At 65.8% G+C, this 21,236-nt stretch carries 21 protein-coding genes and 2 tRNA genes; 17 read left to right on the top strand and 6 right to left on the bottom strand.

Features of this window, described 5'->3' with window-relative positions; genetic code table 11:
• Nucleotides 1–73, bottom strand: a tRNA-His gene (locus tag HU735_RS11205).
• Nucleotides 74–108: 35 nt separating this feature from the next.
• Nucleotides 109–185 (bottom strand) — tRNA-Arg (locus tag HU735_RS11210).
• Nucleotides 186–440: 255 nt separating this feature from the next.
• Between HU735_RS11210 and folD the strand changes: the two genes are divergently transcribed.
• The 8 genes from folD to HU735_RS11250 all read left to right on the top strand — a co-directional run bounded on the left by folD (nucleotide 441) and on the right by HU735_RS11250 (nucleotide 7,454).
• Complete coding sequence (folD, locus tag HU735_RS11215; RefSeq protein ID WP_050705047.1) at nucleotides 441–1,295, top strand: bifunctional methylenetetrahydrofolate dehydrogenase/methenyltetrahydrofolate cyclohydrolase FolD; 855 nt, start codon at nucleotides 441–443, stop codon at nucleotides 1,293–1,295.
• Between the two features lie 280 nt (nucleotides 1,296–1,575).
• Entirely contained in the window at nucleotides 1,576–2,493 is a 918-nt protein-coding gene (locus tag HU735_RS11220; RefSeq protein WP_186713571.1) for an arginine deiminase-related protein, read from the top strand.
• A 19-nt stretch (nucleotides 2,494–2,512) separates the two neighbouring features.
• Complete coding sequence (locus tag HU735_RS11225; protein ID WP_186713572.1) at nucleotides 2,513–3,559, top strand: ornithine cyclodeaminase; 1,047 nt, start codon at nucleotides 2,513–2,515, stop codon at nucleotides 3,557–3,559.
• Between the two features lie 311 nt (nucleotides 3,560–3,870).
• A complete protein-coding gene (locus HU735_RS11230) occupies nucleotides 3,871–4,644 on the top strand; it encodes an ABC transporter substrate-binding protein (protein WP_186713574.1) in 774 nt (257 codons plus the stop codon).
• A 70-nt stretch (nucleotides 4,645–4,714) separates the two neighbouring features.
• The gene (locus tag HU735_RS11235; RefSeq protein WP_186713575.1) at nucleotides 4,715–5,422 is read left to right on the top strand and encodes an ABC transporter permease; all 708 of its coding nucleotides are present in this window, start codon (nucleotides 4,715–4,717) and stop codon (nucleotides 5,420–5,422) included.
• Entirely contained in the window at nucleotides 5,419–6,132 is a 714-nt protein-coding gene (locus tag HU735_RS11240) for an ABC transporter permease (protein ID WP_096049809.1), read from the top strand. The genes HU735_RS11235 and HU735_RS11240 overlap by 4 nt, the downstream gene beginning before the upstream one ends.
• Before the next feature lie 4 nt (nucleotides 6,133–6,136).
• Nucleotides 6,137–6,949 (top strand): ATP-binding cassette domain-containing protein, encoded by an 813-nt coding sequence (locus HU735_RS11245; protein ID WP_238349801.1) that lies wholly within the window; start codon nucleotides 6,137–6,139, stop codon nucleotides 6,947–6,949.
• A gap of 13 nt (nucleotides 6,950–6,962) precedes the next feature.
• The gene (locus tag HU735_RS11250) at nucleotides 6,963–7,454 is read left to right on the top strand and encodes an Lrp/AsnC family transcriptional regulator (RefSeq protein ID WP_050705041.1); all 492 of its coding nucleotides are present in this window, start codon (nucleotides 6,963–6,965) and stop codon (nucleotides 7,452–7,454) included.
• 51 nt (nucleotides 7,455–7,505) lie between these two features.
• Here HU735_RS11250 and HU735_RS11255 read toward each other — a convergent pair whose 3' ends face one another.
• Both HU735_RS11255 and HU735_RS11260 read right to left on the bottom strand, forming a co-directional pair.
• On the bottom strand, nucleotides 7,506–9,188 hold the full coding sequence (locus HU735_RS11255) for a GGDEF and EAL domain-containing protein (RefSeq protein ID WP_186713577.1): 1,683 nt from the start codon (nucleotides 9,186–9,188) through the stop codon (nucleotides 7,506–7,508).
• 12 nt (nucleotides 9,189–9,200) lie between these two features.
• Nucleotides 9,201–10,766 carry a methyl-accepting chemotaxis protein gene (locus HU735_RS11260; protein ID WP_186713578.1) on the bottom strand — a complete coding sequence of 522 codons (1,566 nt, stop codon included), beginning with the start codon at nucleotides 10,764–10,766 and terminating at the stop codon, nucleotides 9,201–9,203.
• Nucleotides 10,767–11,042: 276 nt separating this feature from the next.
• Between HU735_RS11260 and HU735_RS11265 the strand changes: the two genes are divergently transcribed.
• The 5 genes from HU735_RS11265 to HU735_RS11285 all read left to right on the top strand — a co-directional run bounded on the left by HU735_RS11265 (nucleotide 11,043) and on the right by HU735_RS11285 (nucleotide 15,426).
• Complete coding sequence (locus tag HU735_RS11265; RefSeq protein ID WP_186713580.1) at nucleotides 11,043–11,357, top strand: helix-turn-helix transcriptional regulator; 315 nt, start codon at nucleotides 11,043–11,045, stop codon at nucleotides 11,355–11,357.
• A 209-nt stretch (nucleotides 11,358–11,566) separates the two neighbouring features.
• Nucleotides 11,567–12,877: a C4-dicarboxylate transporter DctA gene (locus tag HU735_RS11270; RefSeq protein WP_050705037.1), complete on the top strand. Its 1,311-nt coding sequence runs from the start codon at nucleotides 11,567–11,569 to the stop codon at nucleotides 12,875–12,877.
• A gap of 70 nt (nucleotides 12,878–12,947) precedes the next feature.
• Nucleotides 12,948–13,649, top strand: coding sequence for an FCD domain-containing protein (locus HU735_RS11275; protein WP_186713582.1), 702 nt, complete (start codon nucleotides 12,948–12,950; stop codon nucleotides 13,647–13,649).
• A 19-nt stretch (nucleotides 13,650–13,668) separates the two neighbouring features.
• On the top strand, nucleotides 13,669–14,373 hold the full coding sequence (locus HU735_RS11280) for a GntR family transcriptional regulator (RefSeq protein WP_186713584.1): 705 nt from the start codon (nucleotides 13,669–13,671) through the stop codon (nucleotides 14,371–14,373).
• 195 nt (nucleotides 14,374–14,568) lie between these two features.
• Nucleotides 14,569–15,426, top strand: a complete 858-nt coding sequence (locus HU735_RS11285) for a lectin MOA-related protein (RefSeq protein WP_186713585.1) — start codon at nucleotides 14,569–14,571, stop codon at nucleotides 15,424–15,426.
• Between the two features lie 6 nt (nucleotides 15,427–15,432).
• Here HU735_RS11285 and HU735_RS11290 read toward each other — a convergent pair whose 3' ends face one another.
• Complete coding sequence (locus tag HU735_RS11290; protein ID WP_186713587.1) at nucleotides 15,433–16,017, bottom strand: isochorismatase family protein; 585 nt, start codon at nucleotides 16,015–16,017, stop codon at nucleotides 15,433–15,435.
• Between the two features lie 99 nt (nucleotides 16,018–16,116).
• On the opposite strand from HU735_RS11290, the gene HU735_RS11295 reads away from it, so the two are divergent.
• Nucleotides 16,117–16,560: a GNAT family N-acetyltransferase gene (locus tag HU735_RS11295; RefSeq protein WP_186713589.1), complete on the top strand. Its 444-nt coding sequence runs from the start codon at nucleotides 16,117–16,119 to the stop codon at nucleotides 16,558–16,560.
• A gap of 193 nt (nucleotides 16,561–16,753) precedes the next feature.
• Complete coding sequence (locus HU735_RS11300) at nucleotides 16,754–17,731, top strand: hypothetical protein (RefSeq protein WP_186713717.1); 978 nt, start codon at nucleotides 16,754–16,756, stop codon at nucleotides 17,729–17,731.
• A gap of 29 nt (nucleotides 17,732–17,760) precedes the next feature.
• Here HU735_RS11300 and HU735_RS11305 read toward each other — a convergent pair whose 3' ends face one another.
• Entirely contained in the window at nucleotides 17,761–18,189 is a 429-nt protein-coding gene (locus tag HU735_RS11305) for a PACE efflux transporter (RefSeq protein ID WP_186713591.1), read from the bottom strand.
• A 100-nt stretch (nucleotides 18,190–18,289) separates the two neighbouring features.
• Here HU735_RS11305 and HU735_RS11310 point away from each other — a divergent pair, with 100 nt between their 5' ends.
• Both HU735_RS11310 and mcpA read left to right on the top strand, forming a co-directional pair.
• Nucleotides 18,290–19,183, top strand: a complete 894-nt coding sequence (locus tag HU735_RS11310) for a LysR family transcriptional regulator (RefSeq protein ID WP_186713592.1) — start codon at nucleotides 18,290–18,292, stop codon at nucleotides 19,181–19,183.
• A 135-nt stretch (nucleotides 19,184–19,318) separates the two neighbouring features.
• A complete protein-coding gene (gene mcpA / locus HU735_RS11315; protein ID WP_186713593.1) occupies nucleotides 19,319–21,205 on the top strand; it encodes a methyl-accepting chemotaxis protein McpA in 1,887 nt (628 codons plus the stop codon).
• Nucleotides 21,206–21,236: the final 31 nt, after the last annotated feature.

Here is a 21,236-nt window from a genome sequence, read left to right on the forward strand (position 1 = left end):
GGTGGACGATGGGAATCGAACCCACGACAACCGGAATCACAATCCGGCGCTCTACCAACTGAGCTACGCCCACCATATTGCGGTACTGCTTACTTGCCCAGGCCTTAATGGCGCACCCGGCAGGACTCGAACCTGCGACCATCCGCTTAGAAGGCGGATGCTCTATCCAGCTGAGCTACGGGCGCTTAAGCTTACAGTCCAGCCGAACAAACGAACCGCTTATTCTGCCCGACTTTGCCAACCCGTGCCAGGCAGTGCCCGACAAGTGCGGCGAATCTTATAGGCGACCCTGCAGGTCGTCAACACCTTTCGCAAAAAAATTTAAATTATTGAAGGGGTTAGGGGATTTGCCCGACCACCCGCCTTTGCCCTTGGGCCGTGTCGTGCGAGAATGCGCGCTTCTTATATATGTTCCCTTCTCGATGGTTAATCACGCGTCTATGACTGCACACCTAATCGATGGCAAGGCGATCGCCGCCAACCTGCGCCAGCAGATCGCCCAACGTGTCGCCGAGCGCCGCCAGCAGGGCCTGCGCACGCCAGGCCTGGCGGTGATCCTGGTCGGTACCGACCCGGCCTCCCAAGTCTATGTCTCGCACAAGCGCAAGGACTGCGAAGAGGTCGGCTTCATCTCCCAGGCGTTCGACCTGCCCAGCGAGACCACGCAGCAAGCCCTGACCGACCTGATCGATCGCCTCAACGATGACCCGGCCGTCGACGGCATCCTGCTGCAGTTGCCGCTGCCCGAGCACCTGGACGCCTCCCTGCTGCTCGAGCGCATCCGCCCGGACAAGGACGTGGACGGTTTCCACCCCTACAACATCGGCCGCCTGGCCCAGCGCATCCCGCTGCTGCGCCCGTGCACGCCGAAGGGCATCATGACCCTACTGCACAGCACCGGCCAGGACCTGTACGGCATGAACGCAGTGATCGTCGGCGCTTCCAACATCGTCGGTCGGCCGATGGCCATGGAGCTGCTGCTGGCCGGCTGCACCGTCACCGTCTGCCACCGCTTCACCAAGGACCTGGCCGGCCACGTCGGCCGCGCCGACCTGGTGGTGGTCGCCGCCGGCAAGCCGGGCCTGGTCAAGGGTGAGTGGGTCAAGGAAGGCGCCATCGTCATCGACGTCGGCATCAACCGCCAGGACGACGGCAAGCTGGTCGGCGACGTGGTCTACGAGACCGCCCTGCCCCGCGCCGGCTGGATCACCCCGGTGCCGGGCGGCGTGGGCCCGATGACCCGCGCCTGCCTGCTGGAGAACACCCTGTATGCGGCTGAAGAGCTGCACAAGTAAGGTTGTTCCGGCAATGACGCAACGGCGCCTCTCGAGGCGCCGTTTTCATTTGCGCACTTCATCCTCGTGGGAGCGGGCTTGCCCGCGATAGCGTCGCCAGCCCCATCGCGGGGCAAGCCCGCTCCCACGAGGGTGAAGGCCTTTTCTGTGACATCAGCCGATTCGGCTGGTAACCCATCCATTTCAGCTGGACCGGCTGCCCAGCTCTCACGCTTCAACCAGGATTGCCTCGCGATCCCTCTGACAATGGTCACACAGCCCACCCGTGGATGCGTGCCCAATGCAAACAACAAATACCGTCCTCATGATTCGCCCGGCGCGGTTCGCCTTCAACCCCGACACCGCCGCCAACAACCGCTTCCAGCAGGCGCCGCCGGACCCGCAGGCCGCCAGCGAGAAGGCCCTGGAAGAATTCGACGGCTACGTCGACACCCTGCGCCAGCACGGCGTCGATGTGCTGGTGGTACAGGACACCCCTGAACCCCATACACCCGACTCGATCTTCCCCAACAACTGGTGGAGCAGCCACGCCGACGGCAGCCTGGTGCTGTACCCGATGGAGGGCGAAAACCGCCGCCTTGAGCGCAGCAAGGGCGTGCTGGCCGTGCTGCAGGAGCGCTTCGCCATCCAGCGCACCATCGACCTGAGCCCGCTGGAACAGCAGAATCTGTTCCTCGAAGGCACCGGCAGCATGGTCCTGGACCGCGAACACCGCATCAGCTACGCCTGCCACTCCGGGCGCACCCATGAACACGCCCTGCGCCAGTTCGCCGAGCGCCTGGACTACCGCCTGTGCCTGTTCCACGCCGTCGACCGCCGCCAGGCGCCGATCTACCACAGCAACGTGATGATGAACGTCGGCCGCCAGCTCGCCGTGGCCTGCCTCGACGCCCTGCCCCGCCACGATGAACGCCGCACCCTGGAGCATTCACTGCGCGATACCGGCAAGCAGGTGCTGGCGCTGAACTTCGACCAGCTGGAGAACTTCGCCGGCAACATGCTCGAAGTCCACGACCGTGACGGCCGCTCCCTGCTGGTCATGTCGCGCAGCGCCTGGAATGCGCTCGACGCCGACCAGCGCCGCCAGGTCGAGCGGCACAGCCACCCACTGGTGGTGAACATCGACCATATCGAACGCATCGGTGGCGGCAGCGCGCGCTGCATGCTCGCCGAAGTCCACCTGCCCTCGCGCCACTGATTCGACAAGGAGAATCATCATGACCCGCTACATCGACGTGCACGACCTCGCCCACCTGGTCAACCGCAAGGGCCTGCCCACCTGCCTGGCCGAGATGGCCGAGTACATCCGCCAGGACTACCTGCGCTGGCACGACTTCGAAAAATGCCCGCGCCTTGCCAACCACTCGGCAGACGGGGTGATCGAGCTGATGCCGGTGTCCGACGCCAACCTGTACGCCTTCAAGTACGTCAACGGCCACCCGAAGAACACCCACAATGGGCTGCTCACCGTGATGGCCTTCGGCGCCCTGGGCGATGTCGACACCGGCGCGCCGGTGCTGCTCAGCGAGATGACCCTGACCACCGCCATCCGCACCGCCGCCACCTCGGCCCTGGCCGCCCGCTACCTGGCACGCCCGGACAGCAAACGCATGGCGCTGATCGGCAACGGCTCGCAGAGCGAGTTCCAGGCCATCGCCTTCCATACCTTGCTCGGCATCGAGGAGATCCGCCTGTTCGATATCGACCGCAAAGCCTCGGAGAAACTGGTGGCCAACCTGGCCGGTTTCCCGCTGCTTAAGCTGATGATTGCCGGCAGCGTGGCCGAGGCGGTGCGCGGTGCCGACATAGTCACCACGGTCACCGCCGACAAGGCCTACGCCACCATCCTCACCCCAGAGATGATCGAGCCAGGCATGCACCTCAATGCCGTGGGCGGCGACTGCCCGGGCAAGACCGAGCTGCACCGCGACATCGTCGAGCGGGCGCGGGTGATCGTCGAGTACGAACCGCAGAGCCGGATCGAGGGCGAGATCCAGCAGATGCCGATGGACTCGCCGACCACCGAGTTCTGGCAGGTGGTCGAGGGGATCGCCGCCGGGCGCGAGAACACCGCGCAGGTGACGCTGTTCGACTCGGTCGGCTTCGCCCTGGAGGACTACTCGGCGCTGCGCTATGTGCTGGACGCGGCCAGGGCGCTGGACATCGGGCGCGATATCGCGCTGGTGCCGGAGCTGGAGAATCCGAAGGACCTGTTTGCCCTGCTGCAGCCGAAAGCGGCGCAACGCAAGGCCAGCGCCGCCTGACCGCCCCCCTGTAGGAGCGGCCTTGTGCCGCTCCTACAGGGGACCGCGTACACCGTGACCGACAAGCATGACGGTCGCTCGACCTGACAGAAACCGCTGTCGCACTTCCATAAATCTTTGTCGGAACAGCCGATTCGGCTGCAAAAAGAAACTTTACAGCCGAATCCGGCAGCCCACGCGCAGGCAAACGACACAAAAAACCTGTCTATCTCGCGCATTCTGAGCCCGACCCATGAGTCACCGACGGACCTACACGCGCTAATCGCCCTACTACCAATAACAACACCCAGGGACCCAAGACCATGCCCTCCATGCGAAAACGCCTCGGCGTGCTGCTGTTCTCGTTGTGCGCCACCACCCTCACCCAGGCCAAGGAGTGGACCGAGATCCGCTTCGGCGTCTTCCCCGAATACCCACCGTTCGAATCCGTCGCCGCCGATGGCAGCCTGCAAGGCTTCGACATCGACCTGGGCAATGCCATCTGCGCCAAGCTGCAGGTCAAGTGCACCTGGGTGCACAACGAGTTCGACGGCATGATCCCCGCCCTGCGCGCCCGCAAGTTCGACGCCATCATGTCGTCGATGGCCGTTACCCCGGCACGACTGAAGCAGATCGACTTCACCAATCGCCTGTTCCTCAGCCCCACCTCGGTGATCGTGCGCAAGTCGGCCGACTTCGGCGACAGCGCCGAATCGCTCAAGGGCAAACAGGTCGGCGTGCTCCAGGGCTCGCTGCAGGAAGCCTACGCCCGCGCCGTGCTGGCGCCGCTGGGCGCGCAGGTCAAGGCCTACCAGGGCCAGGACCAGAACTACGCCGACCTGCTCAACGGCCGCCTCGACGCCACCGTCACCGACAAGCTCGAAGCCCAGCTGAACTTCCTCTCCAAGCCCGAGGGCGCCGATTTCAGGAGCGGCCCGGCGATCAAGGACCCGACCCTGCCGCTGGACATCGCCATGGGCCTGCGCAAGACCGACCCCGAGCTCAAGGCCCTGCTCGACAAGGGCATCGCCATGATCCACGCCGACGGCACCTACGCCGAGATCCAGAAGAAATACGTCGGCGACCTGGACATCTACAACGAGTGACCCGGCAGGCCGCCCGCCTCCCTGTGGGAGCGGGCTGGCCCCGCGATAGCCTCCCCGCGAGATCCCTCCCATGCACGACTTCCTCACGAGCGGCCTGCAAGGCTTCGGCCCGCTGCTGGCCCAAGGCACCTGGATGACCGTCAAGCTGGCCCTGCTGTCGCTGGCGCTGAGCCTCGCGCTCGGCCTGATCGGCGCCAGCGCCAAGCTGTCGCGATCCCGGCTGCTGCGCCTGCCGGCCACCCTCTACACCACGCTGATCCGCAGCGTCCCGGACCTGGTGCTGATCCTGCTGATCTTCTACAGCATGCAGATCTGGCTCAACGACCTGACCGAGGCGCTGGGCTGGGACTATGTCGAGATCGATCCGTTCGGCGCCGGGGTCATCACCCTGGGCTTCATCTACGGCGCGTACTTCACCGAGAACTTTCGCGGCGCCATCCTCAGCGTGCCAGCTGGCCAGCTGGAGGCCGCCACCGCCTACGGCCTGAGCCGGGCACAGCGGTTTCGGCTGGTGCTGTTCCCGCAACTGATGCGCTTCGCCCTGCCGGGGCTGGGCAACAACTGGCTGGTGCTGCTCAAGTCCACCGCGCTGGTGTCGATCATCGGCCTGGCCGACCTGGTCAAGGCCGCGCAGAACGCCGGCAAGAGCACCAACGACGTGTTGTTCTTCCTGTGCCTGGCGGGCCTGGTGTACCTGGTCATCACCAGCCTGTCCAACCGCCTGCTCAAGCACCTGGAGCGGCGCTACAACATCGGCATCAAGGAGCTGGCGCGATGATCGAACTCCTTCAGGAATACGGCCTGGCCTACCTCTACCACGACGGCAGCGGCCTGTCGGGCCTGGCCATGACCCTCTGGCTGTTCCTGGCCAGCATGGTGCTGGGCTTCGCCCTGTCGCTGCCGCTGGCCCTGGCACGCACCTCGCGCCACGCCTGGCTGCGCCTGCCGGTACAGCTGTACACCTTCGTGTTCCGCGGCACGCCGCTCTATATCCAGCTGCTGATCTGCTACACCGGGCTCTACGGCCTGCAGGTGGTGCGCGAGCATGCCCTGCTCGACCAGTTTTTCCGCAACGCGCTCAACTGCACCCTGCTGGCGTTCGTGCTCAACACCTGCGCCTACACCGTGGAAATCTTCGCCGGGGCCATCCGCAACCTGCCCGCCGGCGAGCTGGAAGCGGCCCAGGCCTACGGCCTGCGCGGCTGGAGGCTCAACCTGTTCCTGGTCCTGCCGGCGGCCCTGCGCCGTTCGCTGCCGGCCTACAGCAACGAGTTGATCCTGATGCTGCATGCCACCTCGCTGGCCTTCACCGCCACCGTCGCCGACATCCTCAAGGTGGCCCGCGACGCCAACGCCGCGACCTTCCTGACCTTCCAGGCCTTCGGCGTGGCCGCCCTGCTGTACATGCTGCTGTCCTTCGCCCTGGTCGGCCTGTTCCGCGTGGCCGAACGTCGCTGGATGCGCTTCCTTGACCCTGCCCGAGGCTGAACCCATGACCGCTACCGCACTGCCACTCACCACCTTCGAACAGGCTCCCAAGGCGCGCGCCCATGCCGGCGCCATCAAGCTCAGCGTCGAGGGGCTGCACAAGCACTACGGCGAGCACCAGGTGCTCAAGGGCGTCTCGTTGCAGGCGCGCAAGGGCGACGTGATCAGCCTGATCGGCGCCAGCGGCTCGGGCAAGAGCACCTTCCTGCGCTGCATCAACTTCCTCGAGCAGCCCAACGCCGGCAGCATCACCCTCGACGGCCAGACCCTCGACCTGAGCAAGGGCGCCCCGCCAGCGGCCCAGCTGCAGAACCTGCGCACGCGCCTGGCCATGGTGTTCCAGCACTTCAACCTGTGGAGCCACCTGACGGTGCTGGAGAACATCTGCCTGGCGCCGCGCAAGGTGCTGGGCATCAGCGCCGGCGAAGCCGAGGCGCGGGCACGCAAGTACCTGGACAAGGTCGGCCTGCCGGCCCGTGCCGCCGACCAGTACCCGGCATTTCTCTCCGGTGGCCAGCAACAGCGCGTGGCCATCGCCCGGGCGCTGGCGATGGAGCCGGAAATCATCCTGTTCGACGAGCCCACCTCGGCGCTGGACCCCGAGTTGGTCGGCGAAGTGCTCAAGGTGATACAGACGCTCGCCGAGGAAGGACGTACCATGCTCATGGTCACCCATGAAATGGGGTTCGCCCGCCAGGTGTCGAGCCAGGTGCTGTTCCTGCACCAGGGCCTGGTCGAGGAAAGCGGCAGCGCCGAGATCCTCGACCGGCCACAGAGCGAGCGCCTGCGGCAGTTCCTCTCCAATCGTCTGAAGTGAAGTCACGCCGCATATGGATACCAAGGCCATCACCCCCGCCGCCGCACCGCTGGATCGCATCGACGAAGCGATCATCGACGTGCTGCGACACCAAGGAAGGATCACTTACGAGAAGCTCTCCACCCTCGTGCACCTGACCCCCAGGCCCTGCCTGGAACGGGTGCGCAAGCTGGAGCGGCGCGGGGTAATCCGCGGTTACGGGGCCATCATCGACCTGCAGCAGGTCTCCCCCGGGTTGTCGTTGCTGGTGCTGGTGGCGTTGTCCAACCAGAGCGGGCGCTCGGCGCAACGGGCCTTCGAGGCCACCGTGCGCGCCTGCCCGCAGGTCTACGAGTGCCAGCTGATCAGCGGGCACTTCGACTACAGCCTGCGCATGCGCTGCCGCGACATGGAGCACTATCGGGTGCTGACCGAGACCTGGATGAACAACGACGAGCTGCATATCGACAAGCTGGTGGCGCATCCGGAGCTGGCGGCGGTGAAGAGCACGGCGCCGCAGGCGTGAACAGGCACTACCCCTGCAGGAATGGGTTTGTCCGTTCCTGCTGGGGCAAGCTCAGCACCACTGCTGCGGCTGCCGGTAGTCCGCCACCCACTGCGCCACCGCCTCCACCGGCATCGGCCGGGCGATGCCGTACCCCTGGGCCAGCTCGCAGCCCAACCCCATCAGCACCCGACCGTGCTCGACAGTCTCCACCCCCTCGGCGATCACTTCACGCCCGAACGCCCGCGCCAGTCCAATCACCGCGCCGGTCAGGGCCAGGTCGTCATGATCATGAAGGATGTCGCGCACGAAGGACTTGTCGATCTTGATGGTCTGCGCCGGCAGGCGCTTGAGGTAGCTCAACGAGGAATAGCCGGTACCGAAGTCGTCCAGGGAAAAACGCACACCCAGGGCTCGGCAGGCATCGAGGCAACGGCCAACCCGCGGCAGGTTGTCGATCGCCACCGACTCGACGATTTCCAGGTCCAGACGCCCCGGCGACACCCCGGGATGACGCGCCAACAGGTGCGCAAGGCGCTGGGCGAAGTCGCCGCGTTGCAGCTGGCGGGCGGCGATGTTGACGCTCAGTGACCAGTCACGCCCGGACAGCTGCCACTGCTGCAACTGGGTCAAGGCCTGGTCGATGACCCACTCGCCCAGCTCGACGATCAGGTCGGTCTGCTCCACGAAGGGCAAGAACTCCCCCGGCGGCACCGGCCCCTTGGACGGATGCATCCAGCGCAGCAACGCCTCGAAACCAATCACCTGGCCGCTGCGCATGTTCACCTTGGGCTGGTAGTACAGGCACAGTTCGCCCTGGCGCAGGGCCTGGCGCACCCGCGCCACGGTCTGGTGGGTGGCTTTGAGCTCAAGCTCCTGGGACACGTCGAACAGGTGGTAGCGGTTGCGCCCGCGCTGCTTGGCCACGTACATGGCTTGGTCGGCGTGGCGCACCAGAGTATCGGCGTCCTCGTCATCCTGCGGGAACAGGGTCACGCCGATGCTCGCGCTCAGGCTCAGCGGGTGATCGCGCACCACATAGGGCGCGGCCAGCGCCTGGAGAATGCGCTGCAACGCCGCATGCAACTGCTGCGGGCCTTCGATATGGCGCAGGATCAGCACGAACTCGTCGCCCGACAGCCGCGCGACCGCATCGCCGCCGCGCAGGATGTTCTGCAGGCGCTGAGCGACTTCCACCAACAGCAGGTCGCCGGTGGCATGGCCGTAGCCGTCGTTGACCGCCTTGAAGCCATCGAGGTCGAGCATGCACACCGCCAACGGAATACTCTCCCGCCGGGAGAACGCCAAGGCCTGGTTGAGCAGGTCGGACAGGTAGGCACGGTTCGGCAGGCCGGTCAGCACGTCATGTCCCACCCGCCACTGCAAGGTGTGCAGCAACTGGCGCTTCTCGGTGACGTCGAAGCGGATCGACACGTACTTGCGCACCTGGCCGGTGTGCGGGTCGATCAGCGGCACCATGGTGCTGTCCACCCAGTACAGCGAGCCGTCCTTGGCGCGGTTGCAGATCTCGCCCTTCCACACCCGGCCGGCGGCCAGCGCGCGCCACATCTCGAGGAAGAAGGTCGGCTCGTGCAACCCGGAATTGAGGATCCGGTGGTTGGCCCCTAGCAGTTCCTCGCGGCTGTAGCCGGAGATGCTGCAGAACTGCTGGTTGACGTAGGTGATGTGACCGCGCAGGTCGGTTTCGGAAAAGATCGCGGCCGCATCGACGGCCGCGCGGTAGTTATCGTCCATAAGCCTCGCAACCTAGCGGTTGAAGCGCTCCACTAGGGCGCGCAGCCCGGCGCACACTTGCTCCAGTTCAGCGCCGCGCACGGCCGCGGCATTGGCGCGGCGGGCGCTCTGCTGCACCGTGCCGGCCACGCCGTTGATCTGCCGCGAGACATCCTCGGCCACGCTGGACTGCTCCTGCGAGGCCGCGGCCATCTGCTGGCTCATGTCGCTGATGCGCTGCACCGCGTGCTGGATGCCCTGCAGGGCCTCCCGGGTCAGGGCGACCTGGGTCACGCCCTGCTGCGCGCCTTCCAGGCCCTGGCTGGCGATGCTCACGGCCTGCTCGGCACCGCCGCGCAGGCTGTCGATGATCGACTGGATATGCAGGGTAGACTGGCGGGTCTTGTCGGCCAGGGCGCGGACCTCGTCGGCAACCACCGCGAAGCCGCGCCCTTGCTCGCCAGCGCGGGCCGCTTCGATGGCGGCGTTGAGCGCCAGCAGGTTGGTCTGCTCGGCGATGGCGCGGATCATTCCGGCTGCCTCGGCAATGGCTCCGGTCTGACCGGCCAGGTCGTTGACCGCCTGGTTGATCTGCCCGACCGTGCCGGCCAGACTCTGGATCGCCGCCCCGCTGGCGTCGGCCACCTGGCTGCCCTGACCGGCCAGCAGGTGCGCGGTGTGCGCCTGCTCGGCGGTCAGTTGCACGTGGCCGGCGACCTCGCCGATGGAGGCGGCCATCTCGGTCATGGCGGTGGCGGTGAGGTCGGTCTCGGCACGCTGCTCGAGCAGCGCCGACTCGGTACTGCGCGACAACCGCCCGGCATCCTGGGCAGCGCCGGCCATCTGCACGGCGAGGTCGCTCAGGCGGGTGAGCGCGGTCTTCAGGCGTGCCTCCTCGCTGACCAGGATCAGCTCCAGCTGCCCGGCGGCACCGGGCAGGTCGCTGTAGGTCAAGGCCGCGACCGGGTCGCTGAAGGTGTTGTCGGCAACCTGAACGATGCGCCGCAAGTGGCGTCCCATGCGGCTCTGCGCCCACAGGCCGACACCAGCGAACAGCGCCAGGGTCAGACCTTGGGCGGGTAGTTCCGGCAACACCTGACCGGCGCCGATGGCCACGGCCCCCGCCAACAGCGGCAACGCCATGGCCCGAACCAACAAAGCCAGGCGCCGGGTCGGCGACAGCGCCGCCTTGCCTTCACGCAGCCGAGCGTACAGGGCTTCGGCGCGGGCCACCTGCTCGCGGGTGGGACGCACGCGCACCGACTCGTAGCCGACCACCTGGCCATTGTCGAGCATCGGTGTGACGTAGGCGTTGACCCAATAGAAGTTGCCGTTGCGACAGCGGTTCTTGACGATGCCCATCCAGCTGCGGCCAGCCTTGAGGTACTGCCACATCAGCTCGAACACCGCCTCGGGCATGTCCGGGTGACGCACCAGGTTGTGCGGGCTGCCGATCAGCTCGTCCTGGCTGTAGCCGCTGATGGCGGCGAACTCGGCGTTGCAGTAGGTGATCAGGCTGGCCGTGTCGGTCGCCGAAATCAGCCGCTGGTGCTCGGGAAAGCTTTGCTCGACCGGATTGACCGGCAGGTTCTGACGCACGATGAGACTCCGTTCATACACGGTCCGACGCACGGCCTGACAGGAGGCCAGGGGCGCCGGAACCGTTCATCCTGGATCAGTTCCAATGTCCGACAACGCTTGCACACGGGCCGGCAAATGGCCGGATCGCCCTGGACGACGACTTGAATGACTGATCAATCAAAGCGGCGAATTCTACGAATTCCATCACATTTTGCAAATAAAGGTGACGAATCATGGCGTTGCGCCATATCGACATATATCGTTAAGTGCTTGATTCTAAATGGGAATTGAGCGATGACGAGAACAGGTCTAGGTCCAGCCCTGCGCCGCTACCGCAAACTGGCGGGCCTCACTCAGGCGCAACTGGGCGAGCGAACCGGCTTCGACCCCAAGACCATCAGCCGTTTCGAAACCGGTACCTACACCCCCAGCATCGAGTCATTGGTGAGCTTCGCCGAGGCCCTGGGGGTCAAACCGAAAGTGTTCTTCAGCGACCCCGACGACGAAGACGAACAGCGCGCCTACCTCTTCGGCGTGATCCACAACGCCCCTCCCAAGGACCTTGGCAAGCTGATCGCCGCCGTCGATCAGGTGCTTTCCAAGCCCTGAAATCCCCCCGCGCACCACACTAGAGCAGTAGCGTCTTCACTGCACCACAACTGGTCAGACCGGTAAGGCCGAAATCACTTGCAAAGTGAAAAAAATCGGCGTTTTATGGCTCGGCAGTGAACAAACCGGTAAGACCACAATAATTAAGTCCTGCGCTCTTTCGCTCCGTGTGGCTTGGGGGGCAAGGACACCGACCAGAGACTCCTCCCATGCTCAAATGGTGTTCGCGTTCGATCTTTCTCCAGGTTGTGCTCGGCCTTGCCCTCGGCATTGTCTGCGGCCTGAGCTTCCCCGACCTGTCCCTGCAACTCAAACCCCTGGGCGACGGCTTCATCAAGCTGATCAAGATGCTCATCGGCCTGATCGTGTTCTGCGTGGTGGTCAGCGGCATTTCCGGCGCCGGCGACCTGAAGAAGGTCGGACGCATCGGCCTGAAGTCGGTGATCTACTTCGAAGTGCTGACCACCCTGGCCCTGGTCATCGGTCTGGTGTTCGCCTTCTCCACCGGCATCGGCAGCGGCGCCAACATCCACCTCGACCAGCTGTCCAGCGCCGACGCCGGCGCCCTGGCCGAGCGCGGCGCGCACATCCACAACACCACCACCTTCCTCATGGACCTGATCCCCACCTCGGTGGTGGGCGCCTTCGCCGACAACAACATCCTCCAGGTGCTGCTGTTCTCGGTGCTGTTCGGCAGCGCGCTGAACCTGGTGGGTGAGTCGGCCTCGGGCATTTCGCGGTTGATCAACGAGCTCAGCCACGTGATCTTCCGCATCATGGGCATGATCGTGCGCCTGGCCCCGATCGGCGTGTTCGGCGCCATCGCCTTCACCACCAGCAAGTACGGCCTGAGCTCGCTGCAGCACCTGGGCGGCCTGGTGGCGCTGTTCTACCTGACCTGCGCCGGCTTCGTGCTGATCATCCTCGGCACGGTGATGCGCCTGTCGGGCCTGAGGCTGCTGCCGCTCATCAAGTACCTGCGCGAGGAGCTGTCCATCGTCCTCGGCACCGCCTCTTCCGACGCCGTGCTGCCCCAGGTGATGCGCAAGCTCGAACACCTCGGCATCGGCAGCTCCACCGTCGGCCTGGTGATCCCCACCGGCTACTCGTTCAACCTCGATGGCTTCTCCATCTACCTGACCCTGGCCATCGTGTTCATCGCCAACGCCACCGGCACGCCGCTGGCGATGACCGACCTGCTGACCATTCTTCTGGTCTCGCTGGTGACTTCCAAGGGTGCCCACGGCATCCCAGGCTCGGCCCTGGTGATCCTTGCCGCCACCCTGACCGCGGTGCCGGCGATCCCGGTGGTGGGCCTGGTGCTGGTGCTGGCCGTGGACTGGTTCATGGGCATCGGCCGGGCGCTGACCAACCTGATCGGCAACTGCGTCGCCACCGTGGCCATCGCCCGCTGGGAGAAGGACATCGACCTGGAGCGCGCCCATAACGTGCTGGCCAACAAGCCTGGCTTCGCCCCGATCACCCGCAAGCAGGGCCAACCCCATCAACAGGAATTCTAAGCCCAAGGCCGCCGGCGCCCAGCGCCGGCCGGCCAAGCGCAAAGATGCCGCGTCAACCAAGGAGCGAACCGTGATCAGCTCTTCGACCGTAGTCAATTCAGTGGTGGAGAAACTCCGCCTGGCCCTGGCCCGCGGCCAGTGGCGCAGCGGCGACATGCTGCCCGGCCAGCGCGAGCTGGCCGAACAACTGGGGATCAGCCGGCCAAGCCTGCGCGAGGCGGTGATCGTCCTGGAAACCCTGGGCCTGGTACGCTCGATGCCCGGCAAAGGCGTGCTGGTGCTGGATGCCGAAGCCGCCCAGGCGCAGGAAGCGGATACCATCGCCGAGGCCAGCCTGGCCGACGTGCTCGAGCTGCGCTACACCCTCGAGCCCTTCATCGCCGGGCTGGTGGCGCAATCGGCCGGCAGCCAGGACATCGGTCAGCTGCGCCTGACCCTGATGGACATGCGCGAAGCCCTCGAGGCCGGTGACAGCGAGGCCGGTATCAACGCCTATATCACCTTCCACGAGGCGTTGTTCGCCCTGACCACCAACCCGATCTTCCAGAGCGTGGTGCAGCAGACCGGCAATGCCCTCAAGCAGAGCGCCGCCATGCTGCGCAACTCGCCCGAACACCTGGCCGCGCGCCTGAGCGAAAACGAGGCCGTGGTGCGCGCCATCCGCGAGCGCAACAGCGCCAAGGCCAGCCAGCAGATGCGTCAGCATATCCTTGCCGAAGGCCAGCGCATGGGCATCGCCCTGAACATCCCGGACGACCAACCAGGCACCTGAACAAAGAAGGAGAGCGACCATGACCGCCTGCGCCCAAGCCGCCCCCCGCCTGCCTGCCCTGCTCGGTGCCGGCGAGACCCGCCTGTCGGCGGAACAGATCTACCCCCGGCTGTTCGACGCCATCCTCGAACAGCGCCTGCCGCCCGGCAGCGCCCTGCCCGAGCAGGCGCTGGGCAATGCCTTCGGCGTCAGCCGCACAGTGATCCGCCGGGTGCTCGGGCGCCTGTCCGACCAGCAGGTGGTGGTGCAGCGCCCCAGCCATACCGCGCACCTGGCCGCACCCGACCCCGAGCAGGCGCGCCAGGTGCTCAGCGCCCGGCGCCTGGCCGAGACCACCCTGATCGGCCTGGCCACCCAGCGCGCCCGGCCGGCACAGATCCGTCAGTTGCGCCAGCTGGTCGAGCGCGAGCGCCAGCACCATGAGCGCGGCGAACGCTGCACGGCGATCCGCCTGGGCGGCGAGTTCCACATGAAACTGGCGCAGATGGCCGCCAACGCGCCACTGGCGCGCTTTCTCAATGGCCTGGTGCCGATGACCTCGCTGATCATCGCCCGCTATGAATCACCCTGCTGCGAGCACTGCGCGTGGCAGGAGCACGCGGCGATCATCGATGCGGTGGAAAGCGGCGACGGCAAGGCTGCGCTGAGCCTGATGCACGAGCACCTGGACCGCCTGGAGGACAAGCTGGAACTGGACGGACCCAAGGGAAGCCGTGCCGGATGATCAGGCGGCGGGATCCGGGCGAGACTCCAGGGCATCCCGACATCCCGTCGGGCTTGTCCAGCCGAAGGCGCCATGAACACAACTGCAACGCTTACCCAATCAGTCAGCCATTCACCCGATCGCATTCCCACGGCCCCGCCGGAGGCAGCGCCCGCGCCAAGACCAAGCCCAGCGGGCGGTGAACTCAGCGCGGCAATGTCACTGGACACGCTGGCCAGTGACGAGTCGTATGTACTGTTCGACGAACACGGGCGAGTCCTGTGCGCCCAGCAGCAAGGTTCATGGGGCTGGGCCTACCTGGGCGACTTCGACACCTACAACTCGGACGTGCTCTACATCGCCGTATCGGCCTCAGGCCATGGGCGCCTTGCCGCACTGGATGTCTCGGCGAACGATCGCCCCTGGCGCCTTTACGCCAATGGCCCCATCGGCAGGGACCCTTGGCTGTTCGCCTCCGGCCAGAACTGGCCAGGCTATCCGCGCATCAACCTGTGCCCCGTCAGCAACGGCAACGACGCCCAGCAGTTCACCCTGCAGGTCGAAATCGACGGTGAGCGCAAAGCCTTCAAGGCCGGCAGCAGCACCTGGGACTGGCTGTACCTGGCAAGCCCCGGAAAGGAAGACACGCGCTTCACCCTGCATCGTTACCATATCACCGGCCAACGCCTGTTCGACCTCATCAAGACGACCTGGCCGACCGTTGCCGCCGACGCGCTTTGTGAAGCCGACAGCGCCTACCAGGCCATCTCGTCACACCATGCCAGGCAAATCTGGCAGGACACGGGCCTTGGCCGTTGCCGCTGGCGCAGCGAAAGCTTCGACTGCGATGACTTTGCCTTCGTCTATAAAGGCCAGGCCTCGCTCGACGCCTACCACGGCAATGCAACCTACCCCTACGCCGTAGGCTGGATCGCAGGGACGTGTGGGGACGAAGCACACGCGGTGAACCTGTTCCTGGACCTGGATGGCCATCTCAAGACCCTCGAGCCACAAACCGGCGAGATCATGCTGGCGCAAGACTGGTCCTATGCGCCGTATCAAGTACTGATCTGAGACCTGTCACTTTCCACCTGCTGCATCGACCAAGCTGAACGCCACCGAGTCGACGCCAGGCAGGATCAACACTTCGTCCCCCAACGACCATTCCGCCACCCGCGCCGCCAGGGCGGCGGGCACACCCGGCGAGTCACCTGGGCCGGCCGGCACGTCGTAGGTGGCGTGGGCGTCGTGCGCCAGCAACACCTCGAAACCCCGTTGCAGCGCGGCGCGGGCGGTGGCGGCCAGGCACATTTCGGAGAGCAGGCCGCACAGGGCCAGGCACTGGACGCCCAGCTCATCCAGCAAGGCCTGCAGCCCGGTCTCGACAAAGCCGTCGTCCTCGGACTTGAACAGCACGTGCTCGCCCCGGCCCGCCGGGAAGTACAACTGCCAGCCGGCTGTGTGCGGGGCGTCCGGGGTGTCGGGGGCGCCGTCGTTCTGCAGGAAAATCACCGGCACGCCAGCCTGCCGCGCACGTGCCAGCAAGCGGGCGATGCTCGCCTGCAGGGCGAGGTGATCGGGTACGGCGTCGGCCCCTTCCATGAACGCGCATTGCACGTCCACCAGCAACAGGGCCTCGGCCCGGGGGATCGGTTCAGCGGGCATGCGACGCTCCAGGGTGAGAGATGAAAGGCCGAGCATAGCGCAGCCCCAAGGCGCGCCGTACCATGAGCGCCGATTCATCAGAGTGCCTTGGAGGCCAACATGAAACACGCTATCGCGCCGGTGGGCGCGGAACATTTCGATCGGCTGGCCGATCTGTGGGAAGCCTCGGTGCGGGCGACCCATGACTTTCTTCCCGATGGCTATATCGAGCGTCTGCGGCCGCTGGTGCGCGAGCAGTACCTGGGGTTTGTCGAACTGCGTGCCTGGCGGGACAGCGACGGCCATATCCAGGGGTTTGCCGGGGTGCATGACGGCAAGCTGGAAATGCTCTTCATCGACCCCGCCTGCCGCGGCCAGGGCATCGGCAAGACACTGCTGGCCGCTGTGGTCGAGGAACTGGGCGTGCGTGAGGTGGACGTCAATGAACAGAACCCGCAAGCAGTGGGGTTCTACCTGAAACAGGGGTTCGTTCAGGTGGGCCGTTCCGAGGTGGATGGCCAAGGCGATCCGTATCCATTGCTGCACTTGAAGCTGGAGGGGTGAGCATGTCATTCACGCCTGCAAAGGGGGCCGCTTTGCGGCCCATCGCGGGGCAAGCCCGCTCCCACAGGTACTGCGTGGTGGTCTCTGTGGGAGCGGGCTTGCCCCGCGATGAGGCTGCCAAGACAAACCTATACTTCGGATAACCACCCAGCCTCTCGCCAAGGGGGCAATCCGCGTGAAATCAATCCTCGTGATGTTTGCGCTCTGCCTTCTGCTGGCCCTCGCCGGCTGCGCCGGCAAACGCCCCCCGGCCCCGCCGCCACCGCAGAACCTGCCCCCCGCCGTCTGGCAACGCATCGACCAGGACATCATCGAGGCCTCGGTCGCTGCCGCAGGCTCGGCCAACGACTATGCCCGACGCTCCATGCGCGTGTGGAAGGAGCAGGTGCAGCAACGCACCGAGAACGACTTCATCCCCTGGTTCACCGGCTACTGGACCCAACAATGGCTCACGCTCAAGGTGGCCTGGTACACGATGAACAGCGGCAACGGCAACGAGCCGCCGGAAAAGCGCCTGGGCTTGTATCTGCAGGCGCAATACCGCGAACGGGTGATCGACCCGGTGGCCGAGCAGATCAACCCCGAGGGCATCCGCGACCGTGCCAGCGAGCTGTACCTGCAACTGCTTGGCCAGCAACTGCCGGCGATCATCCAGCGTTACAACGCGCCGCCCGAGCAGTTCAGCCGGCGCCTGAACCGCATCCCGATCATCGCCCTGGGGCCGCCGGACGCACGCAACGCCTCGCTCTACCAGTTGCTGCGGGCCAAGTCGCTGGACCAGCAACCGGCCTGGCAGTCGCTGCGCCAGCACCTGCACCAGCAGGCCGCGAAGGGCCCTGGGCAGACCGAGGCGGGGCTGTCGTCGGTGGCCACCCAGGCCAGCGAGAAACTCGGCGCCACCCTGGCCCCGCGCGGCGCCGCCAGCGCGATCGCGGCGGCGGTGGGCAAGGCGGCGGGGGCGTTGATCTCGGTGGCGGCAACCGGCTACGGCATCATCACCCATGACCGCGAGCAGCCGCAGATGGTCGAGCAGTTGCGGGTGATCCTCAATGTGGCGCTGAACCAGGAATGGCAGGAGCTGATGGAGAACCGCCAGAGCGGGGCCATGGCCGGGGTGTACTACCTGTCGGGGCAGGTGGAGGACAGTTTACTGGGTTATCGAGCGCCCTGATCCGAAGCCAACACGCTCCTACAGAAAGCTCAGGCTGGCGCCATTGCCGAGGTCGGCAGCCCAAAGATCCGGTCGAACGCCCAGTTGTAGACGAACGTGTAGCACGGCACCAGGATGATGAACGCCAGGTCCACCAACAGTGCTTCCAGCAGGGTCATGTCCAGCCACCAGGCGATCAGCGGGATCAGGTACACCACCAGGGTCAGCTGGAAGCCGAAGGCATGCGCCACCCGCCGGCCCAGGCTGCGGCCGCGCTTGGCCTGGCGGCTCTCCCAACGCTCGAACAAGGTGTTGTAGATGAGGTTCCAGACCATGGCAATGGTGGTGATCATCACTGCCAGGGGGCCGGTGTGCGAGGCCTGGGTGTCGGACAGGTAGGCCAGGCCCAGGGTCGACATGCACAGGCCGATCAGTTCATAGAAAGTCACGTAGACCAGTTTGCGTTTGAGTCCTTGCACGGGATTACCTTGCTGCGGGGATGACGAAGGCGCGCAGGATGCATCAACACACTTGACAGAAAAAGTCGGCAGCTTTCAGATTTACTGAAAGGAGACTGCCATGAACTTTTCCAGCGACACCATCCTGCTGTTTCTCGCCGTGCTCGACCGCGGCTCGTTTTCCGCCGCCGCTCGGGCACTCGGGCGGGTGCCCTCGGCGGTGAGCATGGCCATCGGCAACCTCGAAGCGGAACTCGGCTACCCGTTGTTCGAGCGCGGCTCGCGCGAGGCGCGCCCGACTGCCCAGGCCCAGGCCCTGGAACCCCATGCCCGGCTGATCGCCGAACAGCTCGGGCTGCTGGAAGTGCACGCGCTGGAGCTGTCGCGCGGGCTGGAAAGCAGCCTGGCCATCGCCGTGGTCCCGGACATCGACCAGCGCCCGTTGCTCGACGCCATTACCCGCCTTGGCCAGCGCTACCCGCTGCTGGACATCGAACTGCTCGCCGCGCCCCAGGAGGAGGCCCTGCAGTTGCTCGACAGCGGTCGCGCCGGCCTGTGCCTGGCCTTCGCCGGGTTGCAGGTGGACCCGCGGCGCAGCTTCCAGCACATTGCCATGGAATCGCTGGTGGCCACGCTGTCGCCGCAGCACCCCGCCCTGCGCGAAGGGCGCATCCGTCACCTTGAAGACCTGGTCAACCTGCGCCAGATCCTGGTACGCGGCCGCGACCTGCCGCTGTCCGACCCACGCTCGCTGATCGGCACCTCGCACTGGCGCACCGACAGCCTGGACCTCGCCATGCAGATGGTCGAGGCCGGCCTGGGCTGGGGCGATTTGCCCCTGTCGCGGGTTGCGCCGCTGATTGACGCCGGGCGCCTGGTGCGCCTGGAATTCCACAACACCCGCAACGAACTGCAGTTGCCGGTGAATGCCTTCTGGCTCAAGCAGCAACCCCTCGGTCAGGCGGCCAGGACGCTGGTTGGCTTGCTGGCATCGAAACAACTTGTCACCCACTGAAGGCGATTCGGCCAAGCACTGCGACATTTAGTCTTTCAACATTTTTCAGATTCGGCCGATAGCGTTGCAACAGGCTCCGCCATTCGTGCCACAAGCACGCGGCGCCCTCCTTTCACTGGCTCAAGGTCTCGAAACATGAACCTGAAATTCCGCCACAAGATCCTGCTCAGTGCCTGCGCCGTCGTTGTACTGGCCTTTGCGCTGTTCACCCTCTACAACGACTACCTGCAACGCAACACCATCCGCCAGAACATCGAGTCGTCGGTGCGCCAGGCCGGCGCGCAGACCGCCAGCAGCGTGCAGAACTGGATGAGCGGACGCATCCTGGTGCTGGAGAACCTGGCCCAGGACATCGCCCAGCAAGGCGCCGGCAGCAACGTGCCGGGCCTGGTCGACCAGCCGTCGTACACCAGCAACTTCCAGTTCACCTATTTCGGCCAGAACACCGGCCTGTTCACCCAGCGCCCCGACGCCAAGATGCCCGATGGCTACGACCCGCGCCAGCGCCCCTGGTACACCCAGGCCGTAGCCGCCAACCAGACCATGCTGACCCCGCCCTACATGGCGGCGGTAGGTGGCCTGGTGGTGACCATCGCCATGCCGGTCAAGGCCAAGGGTAGCGGCGAGCTGATCGGTGTGGTCGGCGGTGACCTGAGCCTGAACACCCTGGTCGACATCATCAACGCCGTCGACTTCGGCGGCATCGGCCACGCCTTCCTGGTCGACCGCAATGGCCAGGTGATCGTCAGCCCGGACAAGGACCGGGTGATGAAGAACCTCAAGGACATCTACCCGGGCTCGCCGCTGCGTGTGGAAACCGGCATCCAGGAAGTGAGCCTCGATGGCAAGGAGCGCATCATCTCCTTCGCCCCGGTCGACGGCCTGCCGTCGGCGCAGTGGTACATCGGCCTGTCGATCGACAAAGAAAAGGCCTACGCCCCGCTGAGCCAGTTCCGCACCTCGGCCATCATCGCCATGCTCATTGCCGTGGCCGTCATCGCCGGCCTGCTGGGCCTGCTGATCCCGGTACTGATGAGCCCGCTGACCACCATGGGCCGCGCCATGCAGGACATCGCCGAAGGCGAAGGCGACCTGACCCGCCGCCTGGTCGTGCAGCAGAAGGACGAGTTCGGCGAACTGGCCACCTCGTTCAACCGCTTCGTCGAGCGTATCCACGCCTCGATCAGCGAAGTGTCGTCGGCCACCCGCCTGGTGCATGACCTGTCGGAAAAAGTCGTGGGCGCCTCCAACGCGTCCCTTTCCGGCTCCGAAGAGCAGAGCATGCGCACCAACAGTGTCGCCGCCGCCATCAACGAACTGGGCGCCGCCACCCAGGAGATCGCCCGCAACGCCGCCGACGCCTCGCAACACGCCAGCGGCGCCAGCGAGCAGGCCAACGGTGGCCGCCAGGTGGTCGAAGAGGCCATCAGCGCCATGACCGCCCTGTCCGAGCGCATCAGCGAATCCTGCGAGCAGATCGAGACCCTCAACGCCAGCACCGACGAGATCGGCAAGATCCTCGACGTGATCAAGGGCATCTCCCAGCAGACCAACCTGCTGGCGCTCAACGCCGCCATCGAGGCCGCCCGTGCCGGTGAGGCCGGCCGTGGCTTCGCCGTGGTCGCCGACGAAGTGCGCAACCTGGCCCACCGCACCCAGGAGTCGGCCGAAGAGATCCACCGCATGATCACCAGCCTGCAGGTCGGCTCGCGCGAGGCGGTGCACACCATGAACACCAGCCAGGTCTCCAGCGAAGAGACCGTGCAGGTGGCCAACGAGGCCGGCGAGCGCCTGGCCAGCGTCACCCAGCGCATCGGCGAGATCGACGGCATGAACCAGTCGGTGGCCACCGCCACCGAAGAGCAGACCGCCGTGGTCGAGAGCCTGAACCTGGATATCACCCAGATCAACGCGCTGAACCAGCAAGGGGTGGAGAACCTCAACGAAACCCTGCGCCACTGCGACGCCCTGAGCCAGCAGGCCGGGCGCCTGAAGCAACTGGTGGGCAGCTTCCGCATCTGACCTGCCGCCCGCTCCCGCACGCATTGCGGGG

The sequence above is a fragment of the Pseudomonas sp. BW16M2 genome (assembly GCF_014268865.1).
Lineage (GTDB): Bacteria > Pseudomonadota > Gammaproteobacteria > Pseudomonadales > Pseudomonadaceae > Aquipseudomonas > Aquipseudomonas peradeniyensis.

What these genes read in the sequence shown, in the direction of transcription:
- folD (WP_050705047.1), top strand. Translation starts at nt 441, where the DNA reads ATGACTGCACACCTAATCGATGGCAAGGCGATCGCCGCCAACCTGCGC.
- HU735_RS11220 (WP_186713571.1), top strand. Translation starts at nt 1,576, where the DNA reads ATGCAAACAACAAATACCGTCCTCATGATTCGCCCGGCGCGGTTCGCC.
- HU735_RS11225 (WP_186713572.1), top strand. Translation starts at nt 2,513, where the DNA reads ATGACCCGCTACATCGACGTGCACGACCTCGCCCACCTGGTCAACCGC.
- HU735_RS11230 (WP_186713574.1), top strand. Translation starts at nt 3,871, where the DNA reads ATGCGAAAACGCCTCGGCGTGCTGCTGTTCTCGTTGTGCGCCACCACC.
- HU735_RS11235 (WP_186713575.1), top strand. Translation starts at nt 4,715, where the DNA reads ATGCACGACTTCCTCACGAGCGGCCTGCAAGGCTTCGGCCCGCTGCTG.
- HU735_RS11240 (WP_096049809.1), top strand. Translation starts at nt 5,419, where the DNA reads ATGATCGAACTCCTTCAGGAATACGGCCTGGCCTACCTCTACCACGAC.
- HU735_RS11245 (WP_238349801.1), top strand. Translation starts at nt 6,137, where the DNA reads ATGACCGCTACCGCACTGCCACTCACCACCTTCGAACAGGCTCCCAAG.
- HU735_RS11250 (WP_050705041.1), top strand. Translation starts at nt 6,963, where the DNA reads ATGGATACCAAGGCCATCACCCCCGCCGCCGCACCGCTGGATCGCATC.
- HU735_RS11255 (WP_186713577.1), bottom strand. Translation starts at nt 9,188, where the DNA reads ATGGACGATAACTACCGCGCGGCCGTCGATGCGGCCGCGATCTTTTCC.
- HU735_RS11265 (WP_186713580.1), top strand. Translation starts at nt 11,043, where the DNA reads ATGACGAGAACAGGTCTAGGTCCAGCCCTGCGCCGCTACCGCAAACTG.
- HU735_RS11270 (WP_050705037.1), top strand. Translation starts at nt 11,567, where the DNA reads ATGCTCAAATGGTGTTCGCGTTCGATCTTTCTCCAGGTTGTGCTCGGC.
- HU735_RS11280 (WP_186713584.1), top strand. Translation starts at nt 13,669, where the DNA reads ATGACCGCCTGCGCCCAAGCCGCCCCCCGCCTGCCTGCCCTGCTCGGT.
- HU735_RS11285 (WP_186713585.1), top strand. Translation starts at nt 14,569, where the DNA reads ATGTCACTGGACACGCTGGCCAGTGACGAGTCGTATGTACTGTTCGAC.
- HU735_RS11290 (WP_186713587.1), bottom strand. Translation starts at nt 16,017, where the DNA reads ATGCCCGCTGAACCGATCCCCCGGGCCGAGGCCCTGTTGCTGGTGGAC.
- HU735_RS11295 (WP_186713589.1), top strand. Translation starts at nt 16,117, where the DNA reads ATGAAACACGCTATCGCGCCGGTGGGCGCGGAACATTTCGATCGGCTG.
- HU735_RS11300 (WP_186713717.1), top strand. Translation starts at nt 16,754, where the DNA reads ATGTTTGCGCTCTGCCTTCTGCTGGCCCTCGCCGGCTGCGCCGGCAAA.
- HU735_RS11310 (WP_186713592.1), top strand. Translation starts at nt 18,290, where the DNA reads ATGAACTTTTCCAGCGACACCATCCTGCTGTTTCTCGCCGTGCTCGAC.
- mcpA (WP_186713593.1), top strand. Translation starts at nt 19,319, where the DNA reads ATGAACCTGAAATTCCGCCACAAGATCCTGCTCAGTGCCTGCGCCGTC.